10 protein-coding genes are annotated in these 16,241 nt (G+C 34.4%); 9 read left to right on the top strand and 1 reads right to left on the bottom strand.

Annotated features, from left to right (window positions below; genetic code table 11):
* The first annotated feature begins 225 nt into the window (after positions 1 to 225).
* Complete coding sequence (locus FC45_RS04095) at positions 226 to 1,062, top strand: helix-turn-helix domain-containing protein (RefSeq protein ID WP_006588231.1); 837 nt, start codon at positions 226 to 228, stop codon at positions 1,060 to 1,062.
* Between the two features lie 92 nt (positions 1,063 to 1,154).
* Positions 1,155 to 2,720 (top strand): ATP-binding cassette domain-containing protein, encoded by a 1,566-nt coding sequence (locus FC45_RS04090; protein ID WP_006588232.1) that lies wholly within the window; start codon positions 1,155 to 1,157, stop codon positions 2,718 to 2,720.
* 70 nt (positions 2,721 to 2,790) lie between these two features.
* Here the strand turns inward: FC45_RS04090 and FC45_RS04085 are convergent, their stop codons facing one another.
* Positions 2,791 to 3,462, bottom strand: coding sequence for a hypothetical protein (locus FC45_RS04085; RefSeq protein WP_006585686.1), 672 nt, complete (start codon positions 3,460 to 3,462; stop codon positions 2,791 to 2,793).
* 136 nt (positions 3,463 to 3,598) lie between these two features.
* On the opposite strand from FC45_RS04085, the gene FC45_RS07865 reads away from it, so the two are divergent.
* The 7 genes from FC45_RS07865 (at position 3,599) to mutL (ending at position 16,241) form a co-directional block, all read left to right on the top strand.
* A complete protein-coding gene (locus tag FC45_RS07865; protein WP_236694515.1) occupies positions 3,599 to 3,979 on the top strand; it encodes a DUF262 domain-containing protein in 381 nt (126 codons plus the stop codon).
* Between the two features lie 20 nt (positions 3,980 to 3,999).
* Positions 4,000 to 5,679, top strand: coding sequence for a DUF262 domain-containing protein (locus FC45_RS04080; RefSeq protein ID WP_236694514.1), 1,680 nt, complete (start codon positions 4,000 to 4,002; stop codon positions 5,677 to 5,679).
* Between the two features lie 54 nt (positions 5,680 to 5,733).
* A complete protein-coding gene (locus FC45_RS04075) occupies positions 5,734 to 7,266 on the top strand; it encodes a class I SAM-dependent DNA methyltransferase (RefSeq protein ID WP_006588819.1) in 1,533 nt (510 codons plus the stop codon).
* Positions 7,256 to 8,374, top strand: a complete 1,119-nt coding sequence (locus tag FC45_RS04070) for a restriction endonuclease subunit S (RefSeq protein ID WP_006585687.1) — start codon at positions 7,256 to 7,258, stop codon at positions 8,372 to 8,374. The genes FC45_RS04075 and FC45_RS04070 overlap by 11 nt, the downstream gene beginning before the upstream one ends.
* A gap of 52 nt (positions 8,375 to 8,426) precedes the next feature.
* Positions 8,427 to 11,537: a type I restriction endonuclease subunit R gene (locus FC45_RS04065; protein ID WP_057706398.1), complete on the top strand. Its 3,111-nt coding sequence runs from the start codon at positions 8,427 to 8,429 to the stop codon at positions 11,535 to 11,537.
* 274 nt (positions 11,538 to 11,811) lie between these two features.
* The gene (mutS, locus tag FC45_RS04060) at positions 11,812 to 14,376 is read left to right on the top strand and encodes a DNA mismatch repair protein MutS (RefSeq protein ID WP_006588818.1); all 2,565 of its coding nucleotides are present in this window, start codon (positions 11,812 to 11,814) and stop codon (positions 14,374 to 14,376) included.
* Complete coding sequence (gene mutL / locus FC45_RS04055; RefSeq protein WP_006585689.1) at positions 14,376 to 16,241, top strand: DNA mismatch repair endonuclease MutL; 1,866 nt, start codon at positions 14,376 to 14,378, stop codon at positions 16,239 to 16,241. The genes mutS and mutL overlap by 1 nt, the downstream gene beginning before the upstream one ends.

The following is a 16,241-nucleotide window of genomic DNA, read 5'->3' as shown; positions in this document are numbered from 1 at the left end:
TTTCAGATGAAGAAATAAAAGCTATCTTGAGCGAAAATAACTAATTTCGCCCCAAAGGAAAAATCTTATAAAAACAGCAAAGAAATAAAGATTGCTGAAAAATATTCCCCAAAATAAAAAACTGGTAAGTTAGCCCATGCTGATTTACCAGCTTTTTGTATACAATTATCAGGTGAAAAAGATATCGTGATGATATACTTAACTTAAATACCGGGAGGGATAGCTATGGAAATTGGGGAAGCATTGAAAATTACACGAAAGAAGTTGAATCTCAGCCAAAGTGAGATGGCAGGAGATGTTTTAACTAAGTCCTATTATTCGAAGATAGAGCGCGGAATCCATGAAATTAATGCTCAAGATTTAATTGATATTCTTAATTTGCATGGCATTAGAATTCAGGACTTCTTTGAGGAATTTAATTTTGAAAAAAACACCTTCGGAAAAAGTAACTTTGATAATTTACACAGGTTAGTGGGAAATGCTTATTATCAAAAAGATACTGATGGACTTTTGAAAGTTATTGATGCGATAGATAAATTCCCAAATAGTCAAAATAATCGGCTGGCTAGGGGGCTACGAGTCGAAGCAAAACTACTTTATCAAGGATTAAAATATGGCCCAGAAAAGATTGATGACGAAACAATTAAAGAAGTTAAACAGCTGATGTTTAACTCAGATAATTGGGATGAGTTGAGTTTGAATCTGTTGTCAATATCAATTCCTGTTTTAAAAATAGAAGAATTAAATTCAATTATTGGATCACTGATTAGCAAGAAAGCACCTAGTGCAACAAGTATTAGAGCTAAAGAAATTATCTCTTCAATCTTAATAAATTTCTTAGACAAAGCGTATAAATCTTCATTTTTAAAAGGTAAATCAATAACTCTAGCTTTTAAATGGTTAGAACAAGTGGATCCGTCTTTAAAGAATTATTGCTTTTTGAAGATTTATACCAATTATTATCATGCGTTGTTATCCGGAGAAAAGAATAAAACTCAGAGAATTCGTGAATTTTTAGATGATAATGGCATGGAAGACTTAACACGCTATTTGGCAAGATAAAAAGTGTCAATTTCGACACTTTTTTATTTTGGTTAAAATATATGATACTATTATAAAAAAATAAAATTATTAATAAAAACGGAGGAAGAGCCATGATCTACCAAAACTATTCAAAGTTCAAGTTCTTTTGGCTTAACTTTTTTGGCTTAATCTATAGTACCGAAAATATTATTATGGCCTACATGGTCGGTAGCTTAACCAATATGGCTACTAAGAAAGAATTCTCAGCATTGCCTCAGCTATTCATTCAGCTAGTGGTCATCTTAACGGCAGTCTTGATTTCTAATTTAATTTTTAATTATTTGAAAGCTGACGCGATTAAAACTACTAATGTTAAGCTTAGGACTAGCGTGCTTAAGGGAATGCTTACTAGCAAGCACGAAGATAGTGCGAACTTGGGCTTTTTGACCAATGACTTCAAGCTCCTTGAGACTAATCGCTATGAAGCTGAGATTCAAATCTTGTTCTATTCATATACAGTCGTGCTGGCTCTAGGCTATTCGCTCTACCTCAACTGGATGCTGACACTGGTCTTCTTAGTTGGTGCTAGTCTGCCAGCAGTTGTGTCAAACATCTTCCAAAAGCAAATTCAAACTAGCTCCGTTGCCTGGACTAAGGCCAATGATAAGTACGTTAACCAGACTAAGCACTTGTTAGCTGGGACTGAAGTTTTCAGTTTATTCAATAAAAGAAATGCAGCAGTTGCGCAAAATCGGGTCACTGTTGACAATCTTGAAGATAAGCTTGCCAAGATGAACCTAGCGAAAAATAATACCAATGCCTTCTTGAACATTATTGCAATTGGCGGCACCTTCCTTGTACCGTTTGCAATTGGGGTGGTGCTGGTTATTCAAGGCCAAACAACTCTTGGCGCTTTATTTGCGATTATTCAATTATCGAACTCCTTCGTTAACCCAATCTTGCAAATTTTGAGTGAACGGAATAACTTAACAACCACCAAGGATATCGTTGAAAAAATTAAGCAGTTGTCAGCTCAAGGTCAAAAGGCTGAAAAAGCTGCAATTTCTGACTTTAGTAGCTTAGCAGTTAAAGATGTTAACTTGAGTCGGCAAGGTAATAAGTTGGCAAACGGTATTAGCTTTACCTTGAATAAAGGGGAAAAGCTTGCCGTCATTGGACCATCAGGTTCAGGAAAGTCGACGCTACTCCAATTCTTGTTATATGGTGACTTCGGGAGCGCAGGTGAAATTAAGCTTGATGATACAGTTGTGAAAGCTGGTGCGTTTAGCAACTTATTTAGTTACGCTAGTCAAAAGGCGATTATCTTTCCTGAAAGTCTTTGGTTTAATCTAACCTTAGGAGCTGATCTTGCAGAAAGTGAAGTAAGAGCAGTGTGCGAGCAACTTGACTTAGGTGACTTGGTTCGAGAGAAGGGCTTTGACTATCAGTTAGGTGATAATGCGGATCAGCTCTCAGGTGGGCAACTGTCAAGAATTGGCCTTGCGCGGGCGATTTTAGCTAAGCGGCCAGTTTTATTATTAGATGAAATTAACGCTTCACTTGATAAAAAGACCGCAGCTGATGTTGAAAATTACTTGCTTAATTCAGACTTAACCTTCATTGAAGTTAACCACCACTATGATAGTGAAAGCTTGGCTAAGTATGACCAAGTGGTGGACTTTAGTAAGTATATGTAGGAAATTTAAATAAAAGAAAACGGCCTCAGTCATAGGAATACCTATGTGAGACCGTTTTTTTGTTGCTTAATTATTGAGTCAAACCTTGAGTGTTGTTGACGCGATTTACGTAAGTCTTAACTTGGGCATCTGAGTAGTGTTCAGCAACGTAGACGATGATTTGCTTAACGCTTGCTTGGCCTAAAATCTTGTATTCAGGTTCAAGCGGATTTTCACCAACTGATTGGAAGAGCTGAACCTTGTCGCCGCTAACAAAGTAGCCATAAGCAGCTTCAGTTTGTTCAGCGGTAATGGTGAATTCAGATCTAGACTTGTCCTTATCATCAGGGCCACCAGAGATGTTGAGGTAGTTGGTCTTGTTACTAGTGGTTAAAATCTGGTTGTAAAAGCTATTTGGCAACTTGCCTGCAGCATAAAGTAAGATGAAAGCACCAAATTGGGCTGAGTTGATAGCCTGCGGATTAAAGGCTTGACGGTCGCCTACTGCTTGGCTGAGATCAGCAACCTTGTATTTGGTTAAAGCAGCAGCTGCTGGGTCAGTTTTCTTGGCAGCTTTTGAAGTGCTTGAGCTAGCTTTTTGGGTAGATTCAGTTGAAGAATTGGTAGCCTTCTTCTCAACCTTGCTGGAACTAGCGGTATCTGCGTGATGTGTAATGATAGCTCTTGTAGAGTGAAAAGCATACAAAAGTACGCCAACTACAATACCAACAATTAGCCACACTTTTTTATTTTTAGTATTCATATATTCCCTCCATAGTATCTAACTATAGCTCTTATTATAGCGGAAAATTGGGTGCTGACAATGTGCAGGGATGTGGTGGAGAAGTGCGTGACTGTTGGGATATAATTATATAGAAAGAAAATAGTGGAGGTAGCTTATGAAAGGATCAGAAAAAAGATTAATTTCTCTTTATGACGGCTCAAATGTAAGAATGATTATTCCAGTTTATCAAAGAAATTACGATTGGACTCGTGATAACTGTCGTCAATTATTTGATGATTTAGTGTCATTAATAAAAAACAATCGTCAAAATCATTTCTTTGGTAGTGTAGTTGAAATGGGTACGCAAGAAGGTATAGGAGAAGTCTCAATTATTGATGGACAGCAACGAATTACTACAGTGTATCTTTTAATGCTTGCATTAGTAAAGCTTCTTGAAGAAGAAAAAATTACAAGTGCTGATCCGCAATTAGCACGAAGAATAAGAGTAGCTACCTTGAAGATGAATTTCAACCAGAAGATAAAAAATTACGCTTAAAACCTGTAAAGAATGATGAAATGGCGTTAAAGCGACTATTTAAAGATGAAAAAGATTATTTATTGAGTTCTAATTTAACTAATAACTTTAGATATTTTTATGAAAGAATTTTAGATCAAGAACTAACTGCGGATGAGTTATTTAAGGCTATTCAGAAGTTAATGATTATTGATATTTCTCTTAAGCAAGGAGAAGATGACGCTCAATTAATTTTTGAAAGTTTAAATTCAACGGGACTAGATTTGACTGAAGCTGATAAAGTTAGAAACTATGTCTTGATGAACCAGCCAGTAAAAGTTCAAGAAAGCTTATATGAAAATTATTGGAATAAGATTGAAGTTAATACAAATTATGAGGTTTCTAATTTCCTAAGAAATTATCTGACTTTTAATTTGAAGAGAGTTCCTAAAATTCAAAAAGTTTATCTTGAATTTAAAAAGTATAGTGAGAAAAATGATTCTGATATAGAAGAATTACTTAGTGATTTGGAAAGATATTCAGAAATTAATCGTGATATTAGCAATGCTTCAACCGGAGAGCGAGAAGTAGATGAAGTATTGCATAGATTAAATATTTTAGATATGAGAGTTATTAAGCCCTTCTTATTACCTTTGATTAATTATTGGAAATTAAATAAGATTGATTTTAAAGCACTTATAGGATCATTGAAAGTAGTGGAAACTTTTATTTTTAGACGTACAATGTGTTCATTCCCTACAAATGCCTTAAATAAAATTTTTGCTACTTTATTTAGTGAAACTATTAAGTTGACTAACCAAGGAAATACAGAATTTTTACCGGTTTTAAGTTATATTCTTATTAATAAAGCAGATAGTTCTAGATATCCTAAAGATTCTGAATTTTTAAAATCATTTGATGATAAGGATATCTATGATATGAATAAAAATGCTCGAAAATATTTATTTGATAGACTTGAAAATCAAGACTCACGCGAGCATGTTAATGTTGTAGATAATATGCAAGATGGAAATTATACAATTGAACATATTATGCCGCAAACATTATCTGATTCATGGAAAAATACATTAGGTAGTGATTATAAGAGGATCTATACTCAATGGATAAATAAATTGGCCAATTTAACTTTGACTGCTTACAACAGTAAGTATTCTAATCGAAGCTTTATTGAAAAAAAGCATATTGATAATGGTTTTGACCAAAGTGGTTTTAGACTTAATGACTTTTTGAAAAATTGTAATCAATGGACTGAAAAAGAATTACTTGCTAGAAACGATTACTTAAAGGAACTTGCTTTGAAATTATGGCCATATCCTGAAACTAATTTTCAGCCTAAGCAACGTGAAAAAGTAAGTCGTACACTTGATGAAGATTATGATTTTGCAGGTACTAAGATAGTTAGTTATACATTTAAAGGAACACCTTATCAAGTTAAATCTTGGATTGAAATGTATGTAAATGTGATTGAAGCATTATATGAAATAGATCCAACTCCACTATATAAGGTAATAGCAATGCATGCTACAAAGGGATGGAAATGTTATTTAAGTGGTACTGAAAAAAATGAATTTACTAAAGTAGCAGATGATTTATATGTTTATGGAAGAACAAATACATGGAATAAATTGAATGTATTGAATAAGCTATTTCAAATATACGGAATAGATCCAGCAGAATTGGTCTTTGAAATTAATGAAAAGAAAATAAGAAATAATAATTAAGGAATTTGAGTTAGTGTAAAATTCAAAAGTAAAGATAATAGAAAGAGACAAATTATGGCAAGCAAATCAAATGACTTAAAATTTGAAGATAAATTGTGGGCAGCGTGTGATGAATTACGTGGAAGCATGGATGCATCAGAATATCGGAATGTTGTTTTAGGGTTAATCTTTTTAAAGTATGTGTCAGATTCTTTTGAAGAAAAAAGACAAGAACTTTTAAAATCTGATTATCCAGAAGATGCTGAAGATTCAGATGCATATTTAGCAGATAATATTTTTTGGGTTAGTCCGGAAGCAAGATGGAACAATATTCAAAAAGCAGCTAAAACTCCACAAATCGGTGAAGTAATAGATCATGCAATGGAATCTATTGAAAAAGATAATGAATCATTGCGTGGAATTCTGAGTAAAAATTATGAATCACCAGATCTAGATAGATCTAGATTGGGTGGAGTAGTAGATTTAATTTCAGACATTAATGTGGGTGGTAAAGAGGCAAAGGAAAGAGATATTCTTGGAAGAGTTTATGAATATTTCCTACAAAAATTCGCTAGTAATGAAAAGAAAAATGGTGGAGAATTCTATACTCCGAGATCAGTAGTTAAAACTTTGGTTGAAATGGTAGAGCCATTTAAGGGAACCGTATATGATCCTTGCTGTGGTTCTGGAGGGATGTTTGTACAATCAGAACAATTCGTTCAAGAACACCAAGGTCAGATTGCTGACTTGTCAGTTTATGGACAAGAATCAAATCCAACTACTTGGAAATTAGCCAAATTGAATCTTGCCATTAGAGGTATTGACAACAATTTTGGGGCGCATCAAGCAGATACTTTTACTAACGACTTGCATAAAGGAACTCATTTTGACTATATTTTGGCTAATCCACCATTTAACGTTAAAAAATGGGGTGGAGAAAAATTAAAAGATGACCCACGTTGGAAATATGGTATTCCACCTGAAGGAAATGCTAACTATGCTTGGATTGAACATATTATTAGTAAGCTTAATCCAGATGGAAAAGCAGGTTTCGTTTTAGCTAATGGAGCATTATCAACCACACTCAAAGAAGAATTAGCTATTCGTAAAAATCTTTTAGAAGCAGACAAGATTGATGCGATTGTTGCTTTACCAGATAAGATGTTCTACTCAACTGGAATTCCTGTTTCATTATGGTTTATTGATATGAATAAGAATTCTGAAGATGAACGGGATCGTCGTGGAGAAACTTTATTCATTGATGCTCGTGAATTAGGTGAAATGGTAGACCGAACTCACAGAGAATTTAGCAATGAAGATATTAAGAAGATTGCTGATACTTATCACGCATATCGTGGAACTAATAAACAAAAATACGAAGATGTTGCTGGATTTTGTAAGATTGCTAAATTAGATGAAATTGCTAAAAATGACTATGTATTAACGCCAGGACGTTATGTTGGCTTAGCTGAACAAGAAGATGATGGTGAACCATATGAAGTTAAGATGGCGAGATTGACTGGTGAATTGAAGAAGCAATTTGAAGAGAGTGATCGACTTCAAGATGAGATAAAGGATGTTTTGAAGGAGTTAGGGTATGAAATATAAAGTTAGTCAAATAGCCGAGATTAACAGTAATTCTATTAAGCCAAAATTATACTCTGGTGCCTTAAATTATGAGGATACGAGTTCAGTTACTGATAATTGTTTTATTAGACCTATTAGATATGACAATATTACTGAAGCACCTAGTAGGGCAAGAAGAAAAGCAGCTATCGGAGATACTGTAATATCAACAGTAAGGCCTAATAATTTGCATTATGGCTTTATTGATAAAAATAACTGTGATTGGATTTATAGTACAGGTTTTGCTGTAGTGCATCCAGATAAAAAAATAGTTGATCCATTCTATTTGTTTTTATTATTAAGTCTTAAATCCACAACGCAAAAATTGCAGGATATTGGTGAAACATCAAAATCTACATATCCAGCAGTAAAACCAGATGATATTGCCAACTTACAATTTGAAATACCAAGCTTAGAAAAGCAAAAGAAAATTAGTTTTATTTTCAAGAATCTATATCAAAAATCTAAACTTAACAATCAGATAAATGATAATTTAGATGATTTAATGACGACAATTTTTAATAACAAAATAATCAATTCAAAATTTGAAGTTTCATCTTTAACAAATATTGCAAATTATAAAAACGGATTGGCAATGCAAAAATTTAGGCCTACTGAAAATTCAGAAAGTTTACCAGTTTTAAAAATACGTGAATTAAACCAAGGTAGTACCGATAATAATTCAGATCGCTGTTCAGCTAATATAGACCCAGAAGTTATTGTAAATACTGGTGATATTATATTCTCATGGTCTGGTACTTTATTAGTTAAAATATGGTCAGGAAATAAGTCAGGCTTAAATCAACATTTATTTAAAGTTACATCTAGCGAATACCCTAATTGGTTTATTTATGAATGGACTAAATTTCATTTACATAAGTTTCAATCAATTGCTGCTGGCAAGGCTACGACTATGGGGCATATAAAAAGAAATGACCTAAAAAGCTCAAAAGTTCTAATACCTGATAAAGTATCATTCGATAAATTTAATAAAATCATGTCTCCAATTTATGAAAAAAGGTTAGAACTTATTAAAGAAAATCAATCTTTAATGACATTTAAAGAAAATTTATTAACTAAATACTTCTAAGCTACTAAATTATCATTTATCCTAACAAACAATATTTGAAAGAGGTGAAGTCATGAATTCAATTAAAGAAGAAAGTATAGAAAATGATGCCCTTGAGTCCCTAGAAAAACAGGGATATCAAGTTATTAAAAGTGAAGTATACAATCATACTAGTAAAATTATCGATGCTGAAAGAAATAATGATCATACCAAGTTCATCCTTGAACCTAGATTGTCTAAAGTCTTAAAAGAATTAAATCCAGGTTATTCAGATGATATTTATCGTCGTGCTCTGCATGAATTTTCCAAATTAGCTGATAATCCAGATATGATGATTAACAATCATTACATGCACAAGTTGCTGATTGAAGGTGTGAAGATAAAGACATCTGAGAATGGAGAAAATAAGACTGTTACTTTGCATGTAATCGATTTTGATAACTGGAAAAATAATGACTTTTTAGCTACTAATCAATTTGAAATTGTACAAGGTGAAAAAAGCCGTAGAACCGATATCACTGTATTTGTTAACGGACTGCCTTTAATTACATTTGAACTTAAAAAGCCTGATAATGAAAATATTACTGTAAAAGAAGCGTACGAACAGTTACAAACTTATAAAGCTGAAATTCCAGACTACATGAAATACAATGAAATCCTAATTGCTTCTGATGGAGTTAATGCTCGTGCAGGTTCTTTGACTGCAGGTTTTGATCGCTTTATGCGTTGGCGACAACCTAAAAATGAATTAGTACCAGAAGGTAGCCTGGAACTCGATATTTTAATTGAGTATATGTTGAAGCCTAAAACCTTACTCAATATTATTCAAAACTTTATTATTTTTGAGACCAATGGTGATAGTACGGTAAAAATATTAACTGCATACCATCAATACTATATGGTTAATAAAGCAGTTGTTGCTGCTGAACGTGCTTTGAAATCTAATAGTGATAAAAGAATAGGTGTTGTTTGGCATACTACAGGATCAGGAAAATCTTTATCGATGGTTTTCTTCTCAGGAATTGTTGCTAGAAAACTAGGTAATCCAACTATTCTTGTGATTAATGATAGAAATGATTTAGATGATCAATTGTTTGGTACTTTTGCTCAGGCTCATGAATATCTTCAACAAACACCAGATCATGCAGAAAATCGTGATGAAGTTAGAGATTATATGAGCCGTAATTCAGGTGGAATTGTCTTTAGTACAATTCAAAAGTTTTCTCCAGATTTTGAACGTGGGGAAAATGAAATGCCAGTTTTAACTAATCGATCTGATGTAATTGTTATGGCAGATGAAGCTCATAGAACTCAATATGGTCTGCAGGCTGAACTTACTAAGAACGGTGTTAGATATGGTTATGCAAAATATTTGAGGGATGCTTTACCTAATGCTTCATTTATTGGATTTACTGGTACTCCAATTGATACAGCAGATAAGTCAACTGTAGCAATTTTTGGTAATTATATTGATGTATATGATATAACTCAATCTGTAGCAGATCACGCAACAGTTAGGATCTTTTATGAAAGTCATATAATTCCTTTAAAACTTAAATCAGGCTCAGAAGAGAAGTTTAATGAGTTGATGGATGAGTATGATTTAAATACCGAAGCTTCTGATTCAGAAAAAGAAGCTCGAAATAAAGAATTAACTAAGCTTGAAGCTATTGCTGGTGCTAAGCAAAGATTGGAAGCTATAGCTAAGCATTTTGTATCTCATTTTGAAGCTCGGCAAAAAGAAGAGTTCGGTAAATCTATGATTGTCGAAATCTCTCGAATCAATGCTGTCAAATTATACAATGAGATTATAAAATTGCGTCCAAATTGGGAAAGTTCAGATATCCACAAAGGAAAAATAAAGATCGTAATGACCTCTAGTCCTTCAGATGGCCCAGAACTTGCTAAACATAATACTAGCAAGCAAGACCGTCGTATTTTACAACAACGTATGAAAGACAACTCAGATGAACTTCAAATAGTAATAGTTGTTGATATGTGGCTAACTGGATTTGATGTACCTAGTTTAAATACTTTGTATGTTGATAAACCTATGAAAGGTCATAATTTGATACAGGCGATAGCTCGTGTTAACAGAGTGTTCAAAAATAAAGATAGTGGCTTGATTGTTGACTACATTGGTATTGCGGATTCTTTAAAACTTGCATTAAGTATTTATTCTAAAGATGACAAAGATCAAGTAGGCATTAATGTCGAAAAGGTTTTGGCACTACTTAAAGATAAGTACAATATCATTAAAAATGATTTCTTATACGGAATAGACTATTCGGGCTTCGATTCGAAAGATGATATTGTAAGAACTAGGACAGTTAATAAGGTTGCAAATGAGTTAATTGCTGAAGATAAAGACACAATTCAAAAGTTTTGTGATGTAGTAACAGAGACTCAAAAGTTATATGCATTAGTGGCAATTCAGCCAGCTGCTCAAGAGATTGGGCCAGAAATAGCATTCTTTAGGTTAGTTAAAGTATTTATCATGAAATTACTTTCCAACAATGATGATCATGAAAGAAAGAACATTGATTATCGCTTACGTCAAATGATTGACCAATCAATAATTGCTGAACCTGAAGTAGATGTATATAAATCTTTAGGATTGGAAAAGCCAAGATTGGATACAATTTCTCCAGAGTTTTTGAAGAAAGTTCAGAACCTAAATGAAAAATCTTTAGCAGTTAGAATTTTGGAGAAAATTCTACGAGGACAGATTAAAGTTTGTTTGCAAATGAACATTGTGCAAGGTAAGAAATTTCAAGAAATGCTTGAAGCATCAATTGCTGAATATAATAGACGTGGGATAAACACTGAAATTGTTATTCGAGAGTTGATTGAAATGGCTCAAAAAATTAATGCTGAACAGGAAAAAGGTAAAGATCTTGGTTTAACTCCAGAAGAAATTGCTTTCTATGATGCTTTAGCAAACCATGAAAAAGCTGTACAAGTTTTAGGTGAAGAAAAATTACATTTAATTGCCAAAGAACTAGTAAAGACAGTCAAGGCTAATGCAGGTGTTGATTGGGAACGAAGAGCTGCTGTTCAAGCTAAAATGATAATGGCTGTTAGACACCTTTTAAGAAAATACGGGTATCCACCTGATATTTCAGCTGATGCAACGAAATTGGTGGTTTCTCAAGCAAAACAAATGGCAATTAGACCTATTTAATAAAGTATATTTAGAGTAAATTTCTTCTGTAATACCAAAATCTTGATAATCAAGGATATATTCTTTGAAGTATTAATATTTTTTCGTTCTTTTTAGTATGTAACTTAAATTATGTTGGAGAGATTAGTAGTCAAACAAAACGCCAATTCGGATGATGATTATAATTATTAAGTAATTAAAGTGTGCAATGATTATTGCACGCTTTCTTTTTGCTATAATAGAATATAGTAATTTCTTTTTGAGGGGACGCAATTAAATGGCAGAAACAACACCTATGATGAAGCAATATTACGACATCAAGAGTCAGTATCCTGATGCCTTTTTGTTCTATCGTGTCGGGGACTTTTATGAACTTTTTGAAGATGATGCAGTTAAGGGTGCGCAAATCTTAGAATTAACCTTAACCCACCGTTCAAACAAAACCGAAAATCCAATTCCAATGGCTGGAGTTCCCCACCAAGCTGTGGATTCTTATGTGAATACTTTAGTGGAAAAAGGTTATAAGGTTGCTCTTTGTGAACAACTTGAAGACCCTAAGCAAGCTAAAGGGATGGTTAAGCGTGGAATCATTCAGTTAGTAACTCCAGGAACCATGATGAATGAAGGTCCGAATGGTGCTAAGGAAAGTAACTATTTAACTTCTGTTTTTTCCACTAAGAGTGGCTTTGGCTTAGCATATTCTGACTTATCCACTGGGGAAATCTTCACGACTCATTTGAAGAGTTTTGCTGATGTGCTAAATGAATTGCTTTCTCTGCGAACTAAAGAAGTAGTTTTTGAAGGTAGTCTTTCTGATAGTCAAAAGGACGTCTTAAAAAAGAGTAACATTACAGTTTCAACTCCTATTCAAGACCAAGAAAAGCATGCCGAAGTTTCCTATGCAATTCAAAAGTTAAGTAATCAAGCTGAAAAAGATGCCACTAAGCAGCTAGTAACTTACTTATTAGTTACTCAAAAAAGAAGCCTAGCTCACTTACAGATTGCCAAGAGCTATGAAGTTTCGCAATATTTACAAATGTCCCACGTTGTTCAAAATAACCTCGAATTAGTAGCCAGTGCCAAGACTGGTAAGAAGATGGGGTCACTATTTTGGTTACTTGATAAGACTAATACTGCAATGGGCGGGCGTCTTCTTAAGCAGTGGTTAGCGCGGCCCCTTCTTTCAATTAGCGAAATTGAAAAGCGCCAAAAGATTGTTCAAGCAATGCTTGATAACTACTTTATTCGAGAAGCTGTCAAGGATGCACTAAAGGGCGTTTATGACTTAGAGCGTTTAACTGGGCGCATTGCCTTTGGTAGTGCTAATGCACGTGAGCTTTTGCAATTGTCACGTTCTTTAGATGCAATTCCTCAGATTCAAAGTGCCTTATTTGAAAGTGGCGATGAAGATTTAGCTAATTTTGCAGATCAAATTATTGATTTATCAGAGTTAGCTAAGAAGATTAAAGATACAATTGTGGAAAATCCACCAATTTTAACTACTGATGGTGGATTGATTCGTGAAGGTATCAATGAACAGCTTGACCGTTATCGTGATGCGATGAATAATGGGAAGACCTGGCTTGCTCAGCTTCAGGCACAAGAGCGCACGGCGACAGGGATTGAAAATTTAAAGATTGGCTACAACAAGGTCTTTGGTTACTTTATCCAAGTTTCAAAGGGAAATATTGCCAAGGTGCCAGAAGGTCGCTACATTCGTAAGCAGACTTTAACTGGGTCAGAGCGCTACATTACGCCAGAACTTAAAGAGCATGAAAATTTAATTTTAGAAGCTGAAAATAAGTCAACGGATCTTGAATACCAAATCTTTTCTGACTTGCGTGAATACATCAAGACCTTCATCCCTAAATTACAAGAACTTGGTAACACAATTGCCAGCTTAGATGCTTTGACTAGTTTTGCGACAGTTGCAGAAGAAAATAATTATTGCCGTCCAAGTTTCCACCAAGATAGTCAAGAAATTAAAGTAATTGCAGGTCGTCACCCCGTAGTTGAAAAAGTGCTTGCTGACGGCAGCTACATCCCCAACGACATTCAAATGGCTGATGATACTAGCGTTTTCTTAATTACAGGGCCTAACATGTCAGGTAAGAGTACTTACATGAGACAGATGGCTTTAATAGCTGTAATGGCTCAAGTAGGCTCATTTGTTCCAGCAACTGAAGCATCTCTGCCAATTTTTGATCAGATCTTTACTAGAATTGGGGCAGCCGATGATTTAATTAGTGGACAATCCACCTTTATGGTTGAAATGAGCGAAGCTAATGAAGCCTTGCAAAATGCTACTAAGCGCTCACTTGTCCTTTTTGATGAGATTGGACGTGGTACTGCGACTTATGACGGAATGGCGCTTGCAGGGGCTATTGTGAAGTACTTACATGACAAGGTTGGTGCTAAGACTTTATTTGCGACACACTATCATGAATTAACTGATATGGAAAAAACACTAGATCATCTTAAGAATATTCACGTTGGTGCAACTCAAGAAAATGGCAAGCTAATTTTCTTACATAAGATTTTGCCAGGACCAGCCGATCAATCATACGGCATTCACGTTGCTCAACTTGCTGGCTTACCTAATAAAGTCTTACGCGAAGCAAGCAAAATGCTAAAGAGGCTTGAAGCGCAAGGTGCTAATGGGCTTGAACCAGCTAGTTTGCAGCTAGATCTTTTTAGTGATAGTAGTGAAACTGAAGAAACTACTAGTGATGAAGCCATCTCCGATACTGAAAAGCAAGTAATTGAAGATATTAATAACTTGTACTTGGCTGATAAGACGCCACTAGAAGTTATGCAATTAGTAGCATCTTGGCAACAAGATTTAAAGGATGAAGACTAATGGCGAAAATTCATGAATTATCGGAAACTTTAACCAACCAGATTGCGGCTGGTGAAGTTATTGAACGACCAGCTAGTGTAGTTAAAGAATTAGTTGAAAATGCAATTGATGCTAAAGCTAGTCAAATTGAGATTGAATTTATTGATGCTGGTCTAAAAGAAGTAATCGTTCGCGATAATGGTAGTGGTATTGCAAGTGAAGACTTAGACTTAGCCTTTCGCCGTCATGCTACCAGCAAAATAAGCAAAGAACGTGACCTTTTTAAGATTGCAACTCTGGGCTTTCGTGGAGAAGCGTTAGCTTCAATTGTTGCTGTGTCACATACAGAAGTAATAACGAGTACTGATGGTATTAAAGGTGTGAAGGCTGAATTTGCTGGTGGGGAAAAGCTAAGCGAAGAAACTCATGCTAGTACCAAGGGAACTGAAATCAAAGTTAGTGATTTGTTCTACAATACGCCAGCTCGGTTGAAATATTTAAAGAGTCCACGAACCGAAACAATGAAAATTGTGGACATTGTAAATCGTCTAGCACTTGGACATAGTGAGATTGCCTTTACCTTAAAAAATGAAGGTAAACTGCTTTTAAAAACGCCAGGTAATAATAACTTACGCCAAGATTTAGCAAATATTTATGGGCGTTTTATTGCTAAAGACATGATTGAATTTAGTAAAGAAGACCCAGATTTCAAGGTAAGTGGGTTATTATCTACGCCTGAGACTACAAGATCAAATCGAAATTTTGTATCGATTTTGCTCAATGGGCGTTACATTAAGAATTACCAATTAACTAAGGCGATTTTAGCCGGTTATGGTAGTAAAATTGCTCAAGGTCGCTATCCAATAGCTGTTATTTTGATTGAGCTTGACCCATTTTTAGTTGATGTAAATGTGCACCCCACTAAAGAACAAGTTAGATTATCAAAAGAAAAAGAACTTAGTCGGCTGATTACAGAAGGAATTTCTACTGCTTTATTAGAAAATACTAGTCAAGTAAGTGCTTTAGCGAATTTAAATAAAGAAGTAGATAGACAAGACCAATTAGCTTTTAACCTTAACAAAAATGTAGTTGATACAACTCGGACTTATGAAGAGCAGCCAGCTAAAGAAGAAAAGCAAATTTCTGATCAAGAAGTGAGCTATGTTGACTTAAATCAAGTTCGAGAAGATGATCGCTATGTTTTAACTGCTAGTTGGGATAAAAATGTCGCTATTCAAGTAAGCCTAACGCCATTTACCAAAAAAGCTAATAAGAAAGAAGATAATTTATTAACTAAAGGTGATGAAAAGATTGCTTATTCATTGCCATATTTAACTTATTGTGGACAAGTCGGAGCTTATCTTTTAGCAAGTAATGAAGATGATTTATACTTAATTGATCAAGTTAGTGCTGAGCGCGCTTTGAAGTATTGCGATATTTTAAAGCAAATGCAGGAGACAGATTATCAGCAAACCTTACTAACACCACTTGTTTTAGATTTTGGTAGTGAAGATTATTTAGAAATTAAGAATCACTTATCCGAGCTTAGAGAGATTGGGTTAATTTTAGAAGATTTTGGTCAAAATTCACTTCTTTTGCCAAGTTATCCACTTTGGCTAAAAGATGAATCTGAGCGCAATATTCGTGAACTGCTGGATTTATTTTTAACTAGTAAAAAAGACAATTTAGCTGGCATTAAAGCTAGTCTAGCTAAAGCCGAAGTAAAAAGGCGAGTGCGCAAAGAAAAGCTTACTAAAGAAGGCGCCCAAAGCATGCTAGAACAACTAGCGAGTTTAGCTGATCCATATTATGATCCATTTGGACAACTAATTATTGTCAAAATTACCGATACGGAACTTGACCATATGTTTAAAAAAGGTGAATAA

Source organism: Lactobacillus jensenii DSM 20557 (assembly GCF_001436455.1).
Classification (GTDB): Bacteria; Bacillota; Bacilli; order Lactobacillales; family Lactobacillaceae; genus Lactobacillus; species Lactobacillus jensenii.
The sequence above is the reverse complement of the archived record's forward strand: the minus strand, read 5'-3'. Positions and strand labels throughout refer to the sequence as shown.

Bases quoted from the DNA above. Each gene is read 5' to 3' on its own strand.
- FC45_RS04095 (WP_006588231.1), top strand. From the start codon at position 226: ATGGAAATTGGGGAAGCATTGAAAATTACACGAAAGAAGTTGAATCTC.
- FC45_RS04065 (WP_057706398.1), top strand. From the start codon at position 8,427: ATGAATTCAATTAAAGAAGAAAGTATAGAAAATGATGCCCTTGAGTCC.
- FC45_RS04075 (WP_006588819.1), top strand. From the start codon at position 5,734: ATGGCAAGCAAATCAAATGACTTAAAATTTGAAGATAAATTGTGGGCA.
- FC45_RS07865 (WP_236694515.1), top strand. From the start codon at position 3,599: ATGAAAGGATCAGAAAAAAGATTAATTTCTCTTTATGACGGCTCAAAT.
- FC45_RS04080 (WP_236694514.1), top strand. From the start codon at position 4,000: ATGGCGTTAAAGCGACTATTTAAAGATGAAAAAGATTATTTATTGAGT.
- FC45_RS04070 (WP_006585687.1), top strand. From the start codon at position 7,256: ATGAAATATAAAGTTAGTCAAATAGCCGAGATTAACAGTAATTCTATT.
- FC45_RS04090 (WP_006588232.1), top strand. From the start codon at position 1,155: ATGATCTACCAAAACTATTCAAAGTTCAAGTTCTTTTGGCTTAACTTT.
- mutL (WP_006585689.1), top strand. From the start codon at position 14,376: ATGGCGAAAATTCATGAATTATCGGAAACTTTAACCAACCAGATTGCG.
- mutS (WP_006588818.1), top strand. From the start codon at position 11,812: ATGATGAAGCAATATTACGACATCAAGAGTCAGTATCCTGATGCCTTT.
- FC45_RS04085 (WP_006585686.1), bottom strand. From the start codon at position 3,462: ATGAATACTAAAAATAAAAAAGTGTGGCTAATTGTTGGTATTGTAGTT.